The organism is Okeania sp. SIO2B3 (assembly GCF_010672525.1).
In the GTDB taxonomy this organism is placed as follows: Bacteria; Cyanobacteriota; Cyanobacteriia; order Cyanobacteriales; family Microcoleaceae; genus Okeania.
Window position 1 is genome coordinate 120869 of the sequence record NZ_JAAHGH010000004.1, and the last position, 17841, is coordinate 138709.

General features: G+C 35.3%; 11 protein-coding genes. 4 read left to right on the plus strand and 7 right to left on the minus strand.

Annotated elements, in window-relative coordinates:
* Positions 1-29: 29 nt before the first annotated feature.
* Positions 30-866: a sulfurtransferase gene (locus tag F6K15_RS04780; RefSeq protein WP_293057741.1), complete on the plus strand. Its 837-nt coding sequence runs from the start codon at positions 30-32 to the stop codon at positions 864-866.
* A gap of 126 nt (positions 867-992) precedes the next feature.
* Positions 993-1448: an NUDIX domain-containing protein gene (locus tag F6K15_RS04785; RefSeq protein WP_293057744.1), complete on the plus strand. Its 456-nt coding sequence runs from the start codon at positions 993-995 to the stop codon at positions 1446-1448.
* Positions 1449-1903: 455 nt separating this feature from the next.
* Here the strand turns inward: F6K15_RS04785 and F6K15_RS04790 are convergent, their stop codons facing one another.
* The 4 genes from F6K15_RS04790 to F6K15_RS04805 all read right to left on the minus strand — a co-directional run bounded on the left by F6K15_RS04790 (position 1904) and on the right by F6K15_RS04805 (position 6955).
* Complete coding sequence (locus F6K15_RS04790; RefSeq protein ID WP_293057746.1) at positions 1904-2176, minus strand: hypothetical protein; 273 nt, start codon at positions 2174-2176, stop codon at positions 1904-1906.
* Positions 2177-2209: 33 nt separating this feature from the next.
* Positions 2210-4492, minus strand: a complete 2283-nt coding sequence (locus F6K15_RS04795) for a protein-arginine deiminase domain-containing protein (protein WP_293057748.1) — start codon at positions 4490-4492, stop codon at positions 2210-2212.
* Positions 4493-5008: 516 nt separating this feature from the next.
* Positions 5009-5782, minus strand: a complete 774-nt coding sequence (locus tag F6K15_RS04800) for a response regulator transcription factor (RefSeq protein ID WP_287525189.1) — start codon at positions 5780-5782, stop codon at positions 5009-5011.
* A gap of 453 nt (positions 5783-6235) precedes the next feature.
* Positions 6236-6955 (minus strand): hypothetical protein, encoded by a 720-nt coding sequence (locus F6K15_RS04805; protein WP_293057749.1) that lies wholly within the window; start codon positions 6953-6955, stop codon positions 6236-6238.
* Between the two features lie 859 nt (positions 6956-7814).
* On the opposite strand from F6K15_RS04805, the gene F6K15_RS04810 reads away from it, so the two are divergent.
* A complete protein-coding gene (locus F6K15_RS04810; RefSeq protein ID WP_293057752.1) occupies positions 7815-8279 on the plus strand; it encodes a hypothetical protein in 465 nt (154 codons plus the stop codon).
* 99 nt (positions 8280-8378) lie between these two features.
* Here the strand turns inward: F6K15_RS04810 and F6K15_RS04815 are convergent, their stop codons facing one another.
* Positions 8379-8873 carry a hypothetical protein gene (locus tag F6K15_RS04815; protein WP_293057755.1) on the minus strand — a complete coding sequence of 165 codons (495 nt, stop codon included), beginning with the start codon at positions 8871-8873 and terminating at the stop codon, positions 8379-8381.
* Between the two features lie 2738 nt (positions 8874-11611).
* Here F6K15_RS04815 and aroA point away from each other — a divergent pair.
* Entirely contained in the window at positions 11612-12961 is a 1350-nt protein-coding gene (gene aroA, locus F6K15_RS04820; protein ID WP_293057758.1) for a 3-phosphoshikimate 1-carboxyvinyltransferase, read from the plus strand.
* A 615-nt stretch (positions 12962-13576) separates the two neighbouring features.
* On the opposite strand, the gene F6K15_RS04825 is transcribed toward aroA, so the two are convergent.
* Entirely contained in the window at positions 13577-13999 is a 423-nt protein-coding gene (locus F6K15_RS04825; RefSeq protein WP_293057761.1) for a CAAD domain-containing protein, read from the minus strand.
* 715 nt (positions 14000-14714) lie between these two features.
* Positions 14715-16988, minus strand: coding sequence for a heavy metal translocating P-type ATPase (locus F6K15_RS04830; protein ID WP_293057764.1), 2274 nt, complete (start codon positions 16986-16988; stop codon positions 14715-14717).
* Positions 16989-17841 lie beyond the last annotated feature (853 nt).

Sequence of the window (17841 nt, forward strand, 5' to 3'; positions counted from 1 at the left end):
GGATTCAGGATTTTTGATAGGAGAAACCAATGACTAATTATGCTTATCCTGAAGTTCTAATTGATACACAATGGCTGGCCGAGCATCTCGATGATTCTAAAGTCCGTATAGTGGAGGTTGAGACAAGTCCACAACCAGACAAGAATACTCATTCTCATATTCCAGGTGCAGTTTTATGGAGTATTACTGACCTATTACTACCGAGTCTCCAGATAAATTTTGAGGTAAATGCCATCGAGAAGCTACTTTCACAATCTGGCATTACCAATGAGACAACTGTTGTTCCCTATGGCAGTGACCCTGGAATAGGAGGTTTTATCTTCTGGCTATTAAAATTATTTGGACATCAAGATATACGAGTTTTGAACGGCGGACATCAAAAGTGGATGTCAGAAGGTCGTCCAGTAACAGCAGAATTATCTAACTTCGCTCCGACTGAGTACAGGGCAAAACCAATCGATCAAAATCTACGAGTATTACATGGGGAGGTTCAGTTATCAATTGCTCGTCCCGACACAGTCATACTAGATGTTCGTACCATTCAAGAGTACCAAGGCGAACACTTTTTAATGAAGCCACCAGAAGTTTCGGAGCGTGCAGGACATATTCCCAGCTCTATTCATATTGAACATATACTCACAGTCAATGAAGATGGAACTTTTAAATCATTTGATGAGTTACAGATGCTCTACAGTAGTCATGGCATTATCTCAGATCGGGAAGTGTTTCCCTACTGTGCAGTTGGTGGGCGATCGGGGTACATCTGGTTTGTTTTGAAATATTTACTCGGTTATCCCAAAGTTCGGAACTATGATGGTTCGTGGAATGAGTGGAGTCGCTTGCCTAATGTGCCGATTGAAAAATAGACTAAGAGGCAGAATATAAAATATTGATTATTGATATTCCATAGTTTCTACTGGTTTGTGCTACACAGATAGCAAATATATAGACTCATGCTTCAGCAATGAAATGCTATAGTTTCTCTGGATAATATGACATTCAGCAGGGAAGATATGGAAAAGTCAGCAGTTAAGCCACAATTTCCACTTGTAACAGTTGGTGCTTTAGTTCAGGGGTCTTCTGGTCGGATATTAATTGTTGAGACTACGAAATGGAAGGGTACATGGGGAGTACCTGGTGGAAAGGTTGAGTGGGGAGAGTCTTTAGAGGTTGCTGTGGCGAGGGAATTTATGGAAGAAGTGGGTTTGAAATTAACTGATATCCGCTTTGCAATGTTGCATGAGGCAATACTCGACCCACAATTTTATAAGGAAGCACATTTTGTTATGGTTAATTATTGGGCAGTTTCAGATTCTGAAGATGTTGTGCCTAATGAAGAAATTGTCCGGTGGGAGTGGGTTACTCCTGAAGTTGCTTTTGATTATCCTTTGAATAGCTATACTCGGATACTTATTGAAAAATTTAGGTGTTATACCATGTCAGGTTGAATACTTAGGGTTTGCGTATGGAAAGTATGAGTGGTAGGGGTAGGAGACAGGAGACAGGAGACAACCCACCCCTAACCCCTCCGGTGGAGGGGAGGGGAAGACAGGAGAAATGGAAATTATAGAGGAGGTAGTCGTAAAAATTGTAAGAGTGATTTCTCTGCCATAATCATCCCAAAATACTAGCATGCATGAGCTTTTTAGACCGAAAACAGGCGCACTTTTTTAGACCAAAAAAGGCAGCAAACCAATATCTGTCAGTGCTTTGATATTTAATCAGCAAGCCCTACTTATAACCCACATTCGGAACTTCAAAATGTAGCATAAAAAATCAGTCTTCAGGAGGACCGAGTCAGGAGTCAGGAGAAAAAAAATAGTGGTTAATTAGGAGTAAATAATTAAGTATTTATACTTAATATTTTCCTGATAATTTGACTTTGAGAAAGGTCAATCAATAACTATCCGATTTTTACACTACTTTTAATGTTACAAGTTGACGTGCGGAATGTGAGTGGTAAAGCAACAAGTCTAATGATGTCAGCTATCATCGCCTCAACTCCAATTAAAAGAAAGCGGTGGAGGGATGGCGAGGTCTCGGAGCCATATCCATGAGACCAAGAGAGAGGATATATTTCGGTTTCTTTCCTACTGACAGTTTTTTCCACTCCAGGTCTCCCCATCCCCCACATTCCCCTCCTGGGAGTCCCCATCTCCCCATCTCCCTCTACCATTACGGCTACACCACTACCGTCAATGGGATAATATTACCTTTGACCTCTAACTTCATAATTTTGAAATCTCAACTCTGAAATATCCTCAGATAAAGATTTCCAGAAAGGATTATTTTTTCCTAAACGGGTTGTATTCGTCGCATCATGGATACTTCCCCTAAGATTCTGATAATATTTATCGTCCATAAAATTAATATTTAAACTAGCATCAGCTACTAACCTGCGGAATTTTTCCTGAGTATAATCTCTACCATTAATCAATGCTCCTACAGGATTTGAAACCAACAATTCTCCATTAACTACCACCGAATTTACCATATTCGGCCACCAAGAATAACCGCTATATCCAAACATAGCAGGTACTTGAATAATCTGATCATCACTTAAGTTAAACTCCCGCTTCAACTTTTCAATTAATGGGTCTAATTTTTCCCGCTGTAAATAGAGATTATGCTGAATTAACTTCTGATTTTTTAGCGCTGCTCTTACTGTTGTTTGAGTGCTTAAACCACGATTTATTGCCGCTTGTCCATATCCTTGTTGACTCAATTCTTGTAATAGTTTTACCCCTGCTTCTGGACTAACAATTAACATTAAAGGTTTGCCAAATTTACTAGGAATAAAAGTAATAATTTCATCTACATGACGAATCATTAACCAAGAAGTATCAATATCTACTGGCGGACCTTGAATTTTTTGTGCTTTAATAAAATCAACAATTTCTGGATTCATTCCTACTTCACCTGCCTTACCATAATAAATTCTTCCCAACTCGTATCCTGGTAGAGGCGGTGTAACTTCTAAATTTCCATAAGCATCTGCCCATCTATTTAAAGGATCGAGTTGTCTGGGTTTACCTACTTCAAACCAGCCAAAATCTTCTTTGAGCAGACTTCTAGCATATTGGTCATTTTCCCCAGGACGGTTAGCTTTGAGTACCACATTCATATTATGGGTTTTGCCTTGAGAGGGAAATTGCACATAACCTATTTCTTTAGTATCTTGCATCCAGGTGGTACCACCAGAATTAATTTGAGCTTTAGCGCCTGTTTTTTCAACTATCTGTTTGATTTTGGCGACAAATTCTTGATTACCAAAACCACGTTCGCTGACATGAAGCTCTTTGACTGGAGCAGTATTGGGAGACATTAACCAAGGAACTACACCTATTTGAATACTATCAGAAGCAATTTTTCTGCCATTTTTTTCAGCGATCGCTGTTAATTTAACGACTCCTTTCCAGTTGCGATCGGCAAACTGTTTAGCTTCTACCCCTAATACTACTTTCTCTCTAGATATTAATGCTTCATTACCAGAAATATCTACTGGTTGCCATCCGTATTCTGTTTTTTGGAATACATTAATATAGTCACTAGCATCTGTGTCGGTTGCAATATAGATTTGAGCATCTTGATAATTTTCTGCTACTTGAATATTCACCAACGCCAAGTCTGCTTCATCACTTTCCCCATTAACTTCTCGATCGCGCCAGTCTGGTCTTCGATCGCCATTATCATCATCGCTATTAAACAACATCAATGCACCTTCTGATAAAGACCATTTTTCTCTACTCGATATGTCAGCTTTATCTAGTTCTCCATCTCTGTTGGTATCGCCATACATGGTGAAACCGGGAGATAAACTATATGCAATGGGTGAATAATTGGTTGTATTATTGTTTGTGTCGTCTTCTGTATTTTCTACCCATCTTCTTGCTGCTATTACTTTTTCATAGGAGGCAACTGCTAGATAACCTTGATATTCGATCATTTTTTCGATCGCTTTATCTGTAATTAAAGAATTTTGGGGAATTTCGCGCAGGTTAGAAATTGCCTCTAACCAAAGATTTTCTGCTTCTTGCCAGGTTTGGTAATTTGCCTGAGTTATTTTTCCTTTTTCTACTGCCTTCTTTGCTTTGGCGATCGCTTGCTTCCAGCTTTGGAGCGCTTTTTCTTCTCTAATAATATTAGCTTCTACATTACGGAAGTTTTTCAGGGTTTTTTCATACTGTTGTAGGTAAAATTGGTATTGCCAGGGTTCTTCTACTTCTTGGAGACTTGGCCTTTGAGAGACTTTATTCAGTTCAGTTTTGATTTCGTCTCTAAGCTGGTAAAGTTCTGATAGTGAATTTACTTTTTTTGTAGTTTTTAAGCTGTTGTTTACTGACTTGATCGTTTCTAATGGTGAAACTGCTGAATTTGTTTGTTCTGGAAGTAAAGGTTGTGCCACTGCTTGAGGAACAGGCACCCAAATAATTGCTACTAATGCTCCAATGGTATTAACTAGAGCTATTTTGACATATCTAATCCAACACATAGTATACATCCTCATATATACTAATGGATTTTACCGGATTCTTGGCAACTCAGAGGGCTAATTTCCAATCTTCTCAATATTGACTCTACAGGAGTTACGCTAAACTCAATTAATACCAAATTCATTTCTAAGTTGCATAGAATAATATTGCGATCGGGGTTGACTTTAGATCGAGATAGGCAAATTAATGAATTTCTTCAAGAAAGAAGGACTGAAGTTGGAAAAAGGAAAAAATAATTCTGTGTCGCCTCACATAAAGTTTGTATAAAACCTTAATTTATCAAAATAATTGGGTCGCGCCACCCCGCCTTTTCAGGCGAAATATTTTTGGAGGGGGGATCAAATACCCGTTACAAAAATTATTTTTGACTTCTGACTTTTGACTTCTGACTTCTGACTTCGTTAAATTTCCGGTTGAGAGATTGTAATTCGTAAGGTATTACAGAATTTTGAAAAAATCTCTCTGTTAGTTCAGTTTTTTATACCTAAATTATAATTTTTCAACCGGAAATTACTTTAAGGTTCTCTAACCCATTCCTGATTTGGTTTTGCCAAATTAGATGTTTCCACATTATTAGCACTGGAACTATTACTAGGTAACTCTAAGCAGTAACCAGCACCGTATACTGTTTTAATATACCGAGGATGGCGAGGATCTGGTTCCATCTTTGTTCTTAGATGTCTAATATGGACTCGGATAGTCTCAATATCATCATCTGGATCGTAACCCCAGACCTCCTTGAGAATTTCACTCGGAGATACTGTCTGGCCATGTCGTTGCAGTAAACAATGGAGTAACTCAAATTCTAAATGAGTTAGTTTGACTGTCTGCTCAAACCAAATAGCCTCAAACCTTTCAGGAACAAGAGTCAGAGGACCATAATTCAGAATTTCGCTATGTTTAGCTGCTTGTGGAATTCGATCTGTGCGTCGCAGTAGGGCACGCACTCGTGCCAGCATTTCTTCTACTTCAAAGGGTTTTGTGAGATAATCATCTGCTCCTGCATTAAAGCCTTCTACTTTGTTTTGGGTTTGATTTAAAGCAGTTAACATCAGTACTGGAATATCGGCTGTCCGTTCATCACGACGCAGACGTTGACAAACTGTAAACCCATCTACCTTTGGTAGCATTAAATCTAATACTATCAGGTCTGGTAGTAGTTGCAGGGCTAGAGCTTGCCCTTTTATGCCATCTTCTGCTTGGCTAACTTCATAGCCAGCCATTTCTAGGTTGACAGCAACGAGTTCTGCGATCGCAGGATCGTCGTCAATGACGAGTATTCTGGGCATCATTTGCTACACTTACCTATAATTTTTTTTATTGTAATGTTTAATTAAGATTTTTAAGTTTGTTCTAACATTTTTTCATTCAATGTTATAATCCTTTTTCAGTACATAGCTGATCTTTATTTTATTGTTCTACTTCTCTTTAACATGATTTTATCTTTTTGTCAAGCAACACTATTATAGATTATAGAGAAGAATATCTAAGTGGTACTTTAACTAGCTGTCAGCTATCAGCTTGAATTGAAATCCCTGGTTTATAGGCACAAGATAATTTATAAAGAGGATTTCAACCCCCTATAAAATAAATTGTATTTCTATGTTGTTTCAATATAAATCTAAGTTGAAGGAAAGGTGTTTGACAGTTCAAAAGTTTCAAACTCAGACAACGTAAGATTTTTCCTTTTTCCTTCTTCCTTCTTCCTTCTTCCTTCTTCCTTCTGCGATAAAACTTTGTACTTAAAATCTAGAAATTATAGGTAAAAATTGTGCTTGTTCTTTAAAATATTTCCATGCAATTGATTCGGGATCTTTTTGGCTACTCCATTCTCCAAAATCAGGTTTTGATTTCCGTTTACTGATAGTACTAGCATGAACATTGAGCCTAATTGCTAATTCTTTTTGGGTAAGAGGAGAAGCTATTTCAGTAGCAGATTGAAGTTGGGAATTTTCTGGCAGTTGAGTCTCATAATTTGAAACTTTCGAGATTAATTGATTATTGTTTTCTAAAGTTTTATCTGTTGTTTTTCCAACTATAGATACAGCAGTAGGAAAATAATATAATAAACCACCTTCTTGTGTAATTTCTAATTCAGCACCAAATTCTTTAGCTTGTTCATCAAGAAACTCTTGGGCTATTTTTCCCGATAGTTGGGAGTTTATAGCTAAGTCTAAGGCTGTAATATATCCGTTATTTTCCTGAATTAACTGATAAAATATGCTATTCAAATAATCTTTTTGTTGTTTTTGTTTTTCCTGATAATGCTTGAGGAACCAGGTAACTCCAGAGGCAATAGCAATGATTGTCAATATACGCCAGGATAAACCTAGTATTAGCAATGCTAATCCCAAAGAAATTACAATGAGAAAATTATCTGTGGATTTATTATTAGTGTTAAGGTTTCTTGGTTGTTCGGGCATTTTAATGTTCTTGAGCAAACTTTGATACTTGTTAGGCATCACCAACATTTACTGTCAATATAACTAAATATAGACACAATGGCTCAATACTTTTAGCGGATTTTTAATAAATAATGATGTAATTGGGATAGATATAGTTGGGATAAATTTTTGTTAATAATTAAGTGAATCGGACTAATTATTAATACTATTGAGGTGATTTATGAAGCCAAACAAATACAATAATGATTACTTGTAATAGAACATATTGCTGAGATAATTCATTCTCTCATCACTCACAAAAAAAAATGGCATTATGAATAATTTTTCAAAAGCAATAATAGTAATAAAATGTTAATTTAGGGAAAAAATAATTAAATGATTTAAATCTAATAATTTAGTCCTCATGGATAGTAATGGTAGATGGATGAACAACCCATAGTAAGGGAGCAAGATGCTCCCACTGCCTTTCCTCTTGACCAAAATAATTACAATAGACCATCATTATAATGCACCACCAATAATTCTATACATCAAAAATAATTTTTATTGATAATGATTAAATTCCTATCTATAAAATTAGTGATAAAAAATAAGTCTATAGTTTTAGTAGGTAAAAAAAGATTACTCCCAAATTATTTTAGCTATGAGATAGAATAGTAAGTGCCTTTGAAAGTTTCTTTGACTTGAAATAACTAGCGTAGCTTTATAGTCTACACCATTTGGATAAAATTGGTAAAAAAAAGACCTGTCTTATGTAATAGAACTCTCCGTTTAATGAGTTATGAAAAAACCGATCCTCTAGCTTCAACGGCATTTTCCTCTTCACTAAATTTATAAAATTTATAAATATTCAACCGGACATGATATAACTATGTTTTTATAAGGTATAACTCCTTAGTTTGCAAGATTTTAAATAATGTTTCGTAAATTAAAAATTATTGGTGGAACTATTCTAATCTATTTGTCCATTGCTGGCTGTGGGCCTAGCAAAGTTGTTCAGTGTAATCAATTGATTGTTACTATTAACAAGGGAAATACTCTTGTAAATTCTGAAAATTCCTTTGATGCTGCGACAACTAATCAGCTAGGAGGAGATTTAGAAGTAATTTCTCAAGAATTAGAAGCTCTCAAACTTGAGGATGAAACTCTTCAACAGTTTCAAAAAGACTTAACTAAAACATTTAAAGAACTTTCTCAAGCTTTTCTTGAGATGAGTTTAGCTCTTAAAACTAGCACACAAGTTGAAGCTTCATTAGAGGGTAGAAAAAAATTTAATCAGGCTAAAAATCAACTGACTCAAACAGGTCAGCAAGCTAATAAGGTTGCTACACAAAAAGATATTTTGTTAGATAAGCTGGTTACTTATTGTCAAAATAAATAAGTTTAGAACACTTTACAACTAATAAATAATTTCTATGACAGTTAAGTTTTAGCTGGTTGTTGTTAGGAAAAATATTGATTGGTAACTTAAACCAAACTATTAGTTATGGATTTCTAGCTCTAGTACATAATGTCCCATGCGTAATTGCTGAGACCATAGTTCATATTCTAAACGTAGATAATCTGGAACTGGTTTTCCCTGAACTACTAGGTTACGGGTAAAGTTACGCATTTGTAGCTGATAATGTAAATTGAATGACTCGTCTTGGAACCAATAACGACAGATGCCATATACTCCTCTTTCCCAGATATGGCGGTAACAATATTTACCGTTTCCTTGCATAGTCATAATAATTCGGGACGGGGAAACTTCTAGCCATAAAAGTCTTGGTTTTAAGACAGTTGGCAATATTGATGGGTCATCTATGTCTATACATGATGTTTCTTTGTCTGTAATTGCAGGCTCATGCAATAATATATGAAATTGATCGCGGTCTTTATGATATAGAGTGGCCGCTGTTTCGACTATAGACCAAATTGGCAAGTCTGTTGATATTAATGACAGACTTACAGGTTTGCGTTGATAAGTTAGCATATGTTTTCTTAGGGTAAGTTGTAATGATTGAATGGTTGTTAGTTCTACAAAGATCAAAAATATTACTCTTGGTTAATAGCTTTTTCTTTCGCACGCAACCTTGGTCAAGCTCTAATTTAGATTTAACTATATTCTGACTCAGAATTTAAGCTATCGTTACATACAGAACTTTTCAAGTAAGTGAGGTATACTAACAGAACAATAATATTTACTGATTAAGATCGTGATTGGATAATCTGTACTTTATAAACCTGCAATGTGCTGTGTATTTGTGGTTTGTTATTTATGGGTTTTACGGAACTCATACATCTAATGTGTAATTATGAGGTTTCTATTTCCTGCAGAAAGGCTATACAAACATAATATTAAGACGCACTCAAGAAAGTAGAAAAAAAAGATTCCTTTGGCTTAAAAATTTAGCTGAGAATAATTTAAAGCAATTACTTCATGTGAAGCAGTGTTAAATTATTTGAGTTAATTGTTATTAATAGAGAAGTAATATAGTATTAATCAAATTAATCTCTCTCATAATGTTTTTGAATTTGGTGAGGTCAAAAAAAATTAATAACACTTTGACATTAGGGTTAGGAAAATATTAAACACCATTGCACTATCAAATACTGTGCTAATAAATATATTAGTTATAGTTAAAGCAAAAAGGCAATTCACAATAACTTTTTTCTGAACTCCTGAGTTTTGAGACTTTTTTTATTAACTCACCTCAAGATATTAGAGAGTGTTTGTTAAATGAATATTAAATCTTGTAGTGACGTGAAACACTTAAAATGTTGCAATAGTAGGGGCGGATTCTGCGTTAAATTAATGAGTATTAACCAATTATTTTAACCTGACCCCGCCCTAATAATCGCTCCGCACCAAATTAGCTTTGTCAGTCCAGTAGGGTGCGTTAGTTTCAGATAAAGCACTATCCCAAAGCACGTGGTGCGTCAGGTATAAAACTAAGCATTATTCCAGAAATGCTAAGGATGCCGTCACACACCCTACTTAATCTTTTGTTTACAAACTGTCTCTTAATTATCCCTATAGTAGCATATTTACATAGTTGGACACAAGGGATAGTTTTTTTATAAAAACTTTAAAATTATCCATGCTAAAATATTGCTAGTGGCAAGTATAAATAAATGTATTGATTTTAATTATATATTTTTTATTTTCGTTACAATCTTTTAACTAAATACATCAAATTATCACTTTATGAGTTAAATTTTACTGCTTTAAATAATCATAAAAAATCAAAAGTAATCAGAGAGTTGTTTGTCAGAGAAAAATAAATTGCCCATGTTTTACAGTTTATTTATTAAGGCTATATTCGGTCTTTAAAATTTAAGTAAGATAGTGATAATTGAAATATAGCAATCTTATTTAAGTTGTCATGTTTTAGTGGTAGGGGCGAATGGCTATTCGCCCGTACAGGACTCAGGATTCAGGAGTCAGGAGTCATAATTTTAAAGGTTTTCAGTTCAAATTAACTGTTATAAAAATTATCACAACCTATTTGGGATTGGGTGCATCTCAATGCATGAATAAAGCCAAAAATTTATCGCTTTTAGGCAACAGCTCCGGAAGGCAACAGGCAACAGGCAATCTATAGGAAAAAAGTATTTTTGCAAATATGAGATGCACCCTTGGAATTACTATATATTAAGTCTGAAATAAAGAGGTTTTTGATCGATTTACTTTTTCTTGAAGAATTAACTAGGTATAATCTTACTACATTAAACTTAGATGAAATTATTTGTATATTTACTTTTTATTACTCATAGCAAACAATTTAATCGAATAATTTTAGAAATAAGCTTGAGTTATTGAAAGACAGTCTTTTGATGTTTGTTAGAGTGCAATACCAAATTAATCTTCAAAATTAGTCTCAAATCAACTAGAATAGCTACAAATAGATAAAAAAAAGACAAGATAAAGTCTAAAAGAAATCCTCAGACGCTTTGAATCATAAGTTCTAATCCCCAACGCTTCCCTTAATGGTCAACCTCTGTATACGGTTTTCCTAACTGATTTTTGCCAAAAGTGTAACAATTAGTAATAATTTTTTTTCAATTGGTATTTATAGTAAATATTGAGTTGCTTAGGACATTAGCTCAGGGAGGCAAGGTCAATTTATTGTCACGCTTAGAAAAATTGATAGGGAGATAGGGACTCACCCCTCGCCCCTCCCCCTCCCAGGAGGGGAATGTGGGTAGATTCTTAATATTTATTTGCACAATTTTTTGTATTTCATATCCATATAAATATTCTCCCCAGGCAAAGAATTAGCCCTGGGATAGGGAGTAGGGAGTAGGTCGTAGGGAGCGGGGAGAATAAGGAGATTTGCTCTATGTTAAGAAGATAGGTTTTTTCATCACTAATTATCCGGACTTGATCAGGACTTACGCAAAGCCACTATATATACTATATAAAAACTATAGCACTATGGTATATATAGTGTTTTTGTCGGAAAAATGCGTAATACCAATTCTCAAAAACTTTGCTATGCTTGGATTTTCTATTTCTAAATACTATATTATTGACGTAATTTTATTGTTAGCTAACTTCTGTGATTTCTCCAGTAATTTTTACCACCTTCCCAGGGTACCATTACTTTTGAGAAGTGGTATAAGTCCTGTTGATGTTAAATGAATTCTGCACAGGTATTTATTTCCTCACCTTCCCAGACTCCTATAAAATTGTGGCTGTGCAAATTTTGCAAATTTATAGTTAATTTTATGATAGCTGCTGTAGTTACTACAAAAATCACAAATAGTCAAGAAACTTTGATAATTCAAAGACCACAATCAGGTCTATGCCTCAAAGGTAACATTAAAATTCCTGGAGATAAATCAATTTCTCATCGGTCTCTAATGCTAGGAGCGATCGCTCAAGGGAAAACTACTATAAAAGGCTTACTCTTAGGGGAAGATCCCCGCAGCACTGCTAAATGTTTTTCACTTCTTGGGGCCGATATTTCTCAACTGAATACAGACTTGGTGGAGGTTCAGGGGGTTGGACTAGATAATCTCACAGAACCATCTCAGGTTTTGGACTGTGGTAATTCTGGCACTACAATGCGACTAATGTTGGGGATTTTGGCGTCCCATCCCGAACGTTTTTTTACTGTTACTGGAGATAGTTCCTTGGTTCAGCGTCCCATGTCCCGTGTGATTGAGCCTCTGACACAAATGGGCGCTCAAATCTGGGGTAGAAAAGGTGGCTCTTTAGCCCCATTGGCAATTCAGGGACAAAGTTTACGGCCGATCCATTATCATTCTCCCATTGCTTCAGCTCAGGTAAAATCTTGTATTTTGTTTGCTGGTTTAATGACGGAAGGGAAAACTACGATAACTGAACCTGCTCTTTCACGAGACCATAGTGAAAGAATGTTGCAAGCTTTTGGCGCTCAAATTAGTATTGACCCAGAAACAAATAGTGTGACAGTGGCAGGTCCAGCTAAATTGCGGGGTCAAGATGTGGTTGTGCCTGGTGATATTAGTTCGGCAGCTTTTTGGTTAGTAGCAGCAGCTATTGTACCTGGGTCAGAATTGGTCATTGAAAATGTTGGTGTTAATCCTACCCGCACAGGTATATTAGAAGCTTTGGAAATGATGGAGGCTAATATTATACAGGAAAATCAGCGAGTTGTTGCAGGAGAACCTGTGGCTGATTTACGAGTATGTTACAGTCCTTTGAAAGCTTGTGAAATTTCTGGTGCGATAATTCCACGATTAATTGATGAAGTTCCCATTTTGGCAGTTGCTGCTATGTTTGCTGAGGGGACGACTGTGATTAAGGATGCGGCTGAGTTGCGGGTCAAAGAGAGCGATCGTTTGATGGCTATGGCCACTCAACTCCAGAAACTGGGAGGTAGAGTTACAGAATTACCGGATGGATTGGAAATTACTGGTGGTGTGGCCTTGACTGGTGGTGATGTTGAGAGTTATGGGGATCATCGAGTTGCTATGAGTTTGGCGATCGCTGCTCTTAATGCTACTGAGACTACCAGTATCCATCAGGCTGAAGCTGCAAGCATTTCTTATCCCAATTTTACTGCTACTCTGCAACAAATTTGTAGGTCATAGTAAAATTTCGGTAAGTGGGAAATCAGCTATTTGACTCCTAGGTCGGAGCTACGCTATTGATAGCTGGATGGAAACTACTTGATGAATTTTCTTTGTAGTCAAAAAAATGTGTTTTAATTTACGAAAAACTTAAAAAGTAGCCTCACTGGTCTTTTATTCTGGAAAGAGTAGTTGTAATTGACACCGTAAGTGTGAACGACTGCTGTATAGAACCCCTGATAGTATCTTCATAAATACGCAGGTTTTTTGAGCGAGGAGACAGCTATACTGGAGACAGGAGACAACCCACCCCTCGCCCCTCCCCCTCCCAGGAGGGGAAGGTAAGAGGGAAGATGTGGGGAGAAATAATACAAAAAACACTCCTTGAGATGATTTTCGCTCAAAATTGATGCGCGAAAAGACTTGACTACCATAATTATATAGCTATCAAATGGGTTCTATACAGACTAGGGTATGATACTGGTAATGTGAAAATCGTGGTTTTAACCAATTTACAACTCCTCAGAAGAATCTGCGGGAATTTATATAAAGTAGTTAAAAAATTAAGACATTGGTTAATTTATTGAAAATGTAATTTCAAATTAATAACCAATGTCTTAATTGTTGGGGCTTTTTTTATTTACTTGATGATTTTTCCCCTAAAAGTTGTTCTTTCCAAGCTTGAAGCTCTACGGATAACTCCTGGCGGTTAGAAGCACGAAGTAGATAGCGATATATAAACCACCCAGAATAGATAATACCAATTAACTCGAAAGTAGGGGCTAGCAGTGGGATATCATTTAATGATTCGATTACTGCCAACATTACCTTGAGAGTAACAATGACTCCTAGAATTAAGCCAAGAGTGACAATTGGCTTCTGGTATTGTCCAAAGAAGCCAGATACAATAGCTGGTAGCTCTGATAATATTTCCAAGACTTGGTTTTTAATATCTTGGAACTGGTCGGATGTTTCTTCAGAATTGGATACTGTAGTTAGAGAACCTGGTTCTGTAGGGCTTACTCCTACTTCTTTTGTAGTATCTTTTTCTTGTTGCATAATTTAATGATGTCCCTTCAATTACTAAAGTAGTTATGATAAACATTTGAGTGAATCTTAATGGTCAGTATTCCAGAGTTTTAGAGGACATGACCTATTCTTCACTCAAAGTTATCTTGATTTTTCAAACATAAACCTAAACTAGAAAATCTGACATTGCAAGAATAATAATATATGGATTTTGCATATTTAGTGGTCTATAATTATTTCTACAAATCTTAAATCCTACATTTCGCACGACGAAATGTAATATCATATCCGGTTAAATACTTATAAATAACTACGGAGTCCTCAAGAGTCAGGAGTCAGGAGAGAAAAAGAAGGAAAAGGAGAAGGCAGTTTTTTGTCACAAACGGACATGATATAACACATTAAATTATAAAAATTTAAGAGTAAGTATTGAGAGTAAAGAAAAAAAGTTCTAATACTCCTATGTTAGAGAAGAGTATTGGAGAAGAAACCTGAGTAGTCCATATTATTAAGGCCATTGTATCGAGTCTGAGTCACAAAAAATAGGTTTGATACTTTTGTTTTCCTAGTTTCAGGATTTTTTAAAATATCTACGCCAAATATCTTTTGTGCAGGTTTCTATTTTAGTAAGATTTGTTCAAAATTTACTATTTCTTTTCCACAACTATTTTCTGTTCTAATTTAAGTTACTTATTTAAGTTCTGAAATTTCATGAAACATTTCCATATATTGAATTCCTATATTTCTATAGATTAACTTTGGGTCTAAATTTCCTTAAACGCAAAGCATTACTTACTACAGAAACAGAACTAAAAGCCATTGCTGCACCAGCAATCATTGGATTTAATAACCAACCAAAAAAGGGATATAAAATACCCGCAGCAATAGGAATACCCAAAACATTATAAATATAGGCAAAAAATAGATTTTGACGAATATTTTTCATAGTGGCATGACTGAGTTGAATTGCCGTAACAATTCCCCATAAATCTCCAGAAATTAAAGTTAAATCACTAGCTGACATTGCCACATCTGTACCTGTACCAATAGCAATTCCTACATCTGCTTGAGCTAATGCTGGAGCATCATTAATTCCATCTCCTACCATCGCGACGATTTTATGTTTTTGTTTTGAACTATTTCTTTCTTGTTGAATAGATTGAATAATATTAGCTTTTTGGTCGGGACGTACTTCAGCAAAAATTCTTTTAATACCGACTTCAGAGGCGATCGTTTCTGCTGTTTTTTGATTATCTCCTGTTAACATTACTACTTCTAATCCCATTTTTTGTAGAGCTTTAACTACATCCCCAGAAGATGGTTTAATTGCATCAGCAATTCCAATTAAACCTTCAATTTTTCCGTCAATAACTATTAAAGCAGTAGTTTTTGCTTCACTTTCCCATTGTTGACGATTTAATTGTAAAGTTTGAGTATCAATTTTCAACTCATCCATCCATCTTTGTGTACCAATTTGTACCAACTTTCCTGATACATTTCCCTGTACTCCCATTCCTGCTACTGCTTCAAAATTAGTCACTTCAGGCAAAGGATTTTGTACTCCTTGAGATTGAGCATAATTAACAACAGCTTCCGCTAAAGGATGTTCTGAATTTTTTTCTAAAGCAGCAGCTATTGCTAATAGTTCCATTTCGTTATTATTAGCGACACCTTTAACCGTAATATAGTTAGTAACACTAGGTTTTCCTTGAGTAATTGTTCCGGTTTTATCACAGACAATGGTAGTTAATTCATGTGCTAATTCTAAGCTATCTGCACCTTTAATTAACACTCCATTTTCTGCTCCTTTTCCAGTACCAACCATAATTGAAGTGGGAGTAGCTAAACCCAAGGCACAAGGACAAGCAATAATTAAAACTCCTACCGTAGTAATCATGGCAAGAGTTACATTTCCCATGGTATTAAACCAAATAATAAAGGTAAAAATAGCAATAGCAATTACTGCGGGAACAAACCATCCAGTTATTTTATCTGCTAATTTTTGAATAGGTGCTTTACTACCTTGAGCATCTTTTACTAACTGTACAATTTGGGCTAATACTGTATCTTTACCAACTTTTGTGGCTTTAAATTTAAAACTTCCTGTTTTATTAATTGTTGCTCCAATTACTTCATCTCCTAGTTGTTTTTTCACAGGAATTGCTTCACCTGTCACCATAGATTCATCAATAGAAGATTCTCCTTCTACAACTTCACCATCTACAGGAATTTTTTCCCCAGGACGGACTAAAATTACATCTTCTACTGCTACTTCTTGAATAGGAATATCACTCTCTTTTCCATTACGAATAACTCTAGCGGTTTTTGCTTGTAAACCCATTAACTTACGAATAGCTTCTGAAGTTTTTCCTCTAGCACGATTTTCCAATAATTTTCCTAAAAGTAGAAGGGTAATAATAACTGATGAAGCTTCATAATACACTTCTGGTTTTAAGCCTTGAGTAATAAAGAAATTGGGGTTAAAAGTAGCAAATAAAGAATATAAATAAGCAGCACCTGTTCCTAAAGCAACTAAAGTATTCATATCAGCAGTATGATGTTTAAATGCTTTAAATGCTCCAATAAAAAAGCTTTGACCACACCATAACTGTACAGGTAAACTCAAAAATAATTGCACCCAAGAATTATGCAGCCAACTAGGAAAAAAAGGAATATGTAATCCTGTCATTGCAGGTAGGGAACCAATGAATAAGAAACTACTAATAATTCCCCCCAAAATAACTTTACGAATTAACTCTTTTTCTTCAGCTTCCCTAGCTTTTTTTTCAGTATCTTCTTCTGGTTCAGATTCTGCAAAAGCATGATAACCAGCTTCTCTTACAGATTCTTGAATATGAGTTAAATTAGTTTTTTGAGAATTATAAGAAACTGTAGCTTGAGAGAGGGCAAAATTAACATTACATTCCATAACTCCTGATACTTCTTTAATTGCTTTTTCAACTCTATTTGCACAAGAAGCGCAACTCATTCCCTGTAGACGAATACGAATAGTTTCCATCACAACAACCTCAATATTTGTAAGGAAGATTAACTCTTTGATCTAATGTTATACAGCTCAAACTTATCGAGCGTTAAAATTCTTCTGATTTTCTTTTCTTTCTAGTGGGTTAATTATCTGATTAGTATTTCTAGTCCGATTATTATTCAGTTGTCAGCATTCAGCTATTAGCAGTCAGCTAGAGCGCAAATAATGAATAATTTTTACTAAGGTTAAAGGAGTGTAGTTTGATAGCAACTTTTAATTCTCTCTCAATCTATCAATTGCTTTTACCTCCCCCTCTCATTAATAGCTAATAACTGATGGCTGTTTGCGCAGCATTCCGCAGGAAATGCTTACACTCAGTTTACCTATTGAGTAGAAAATACTCATCATTTTCTATTTTTTTTAAGGGTTATATTTGCCATAATTTTTGACATTTATTCATTATTATTTTGCTGATAATAAAAAATTACTACACAGGGCAATTTGTATGTTTTCTAATATCTTTTTATTCTCTAACATAGCAATCTTAAATCATTCGCTATCGTTTTATTGCTTCGGTGTTTCTCCCATACCTGTTTCCTATTCCCTATTTCCTAAAATCTACAATATCTCGCAACTCAAATAAGATTACTATATAAATGTATAGCACTACGCAAATAGGTTAAGGCAATTATAAACACTCAAACTCAGTCAGGGGTTATATCATGTTCCCCCTCCGGGGGAGCTACGCTAACGGACAGGTTAGTTATAAATAAAATTTAAGGACTCACAGTACCGACGGTACTAAAAAAATCATGAAATTCTTTTTACCGAAAAATTGTGGTTTAAAGCCTCCCCTTTTAAGGGGATAATAAAAAAAAATTTTCAT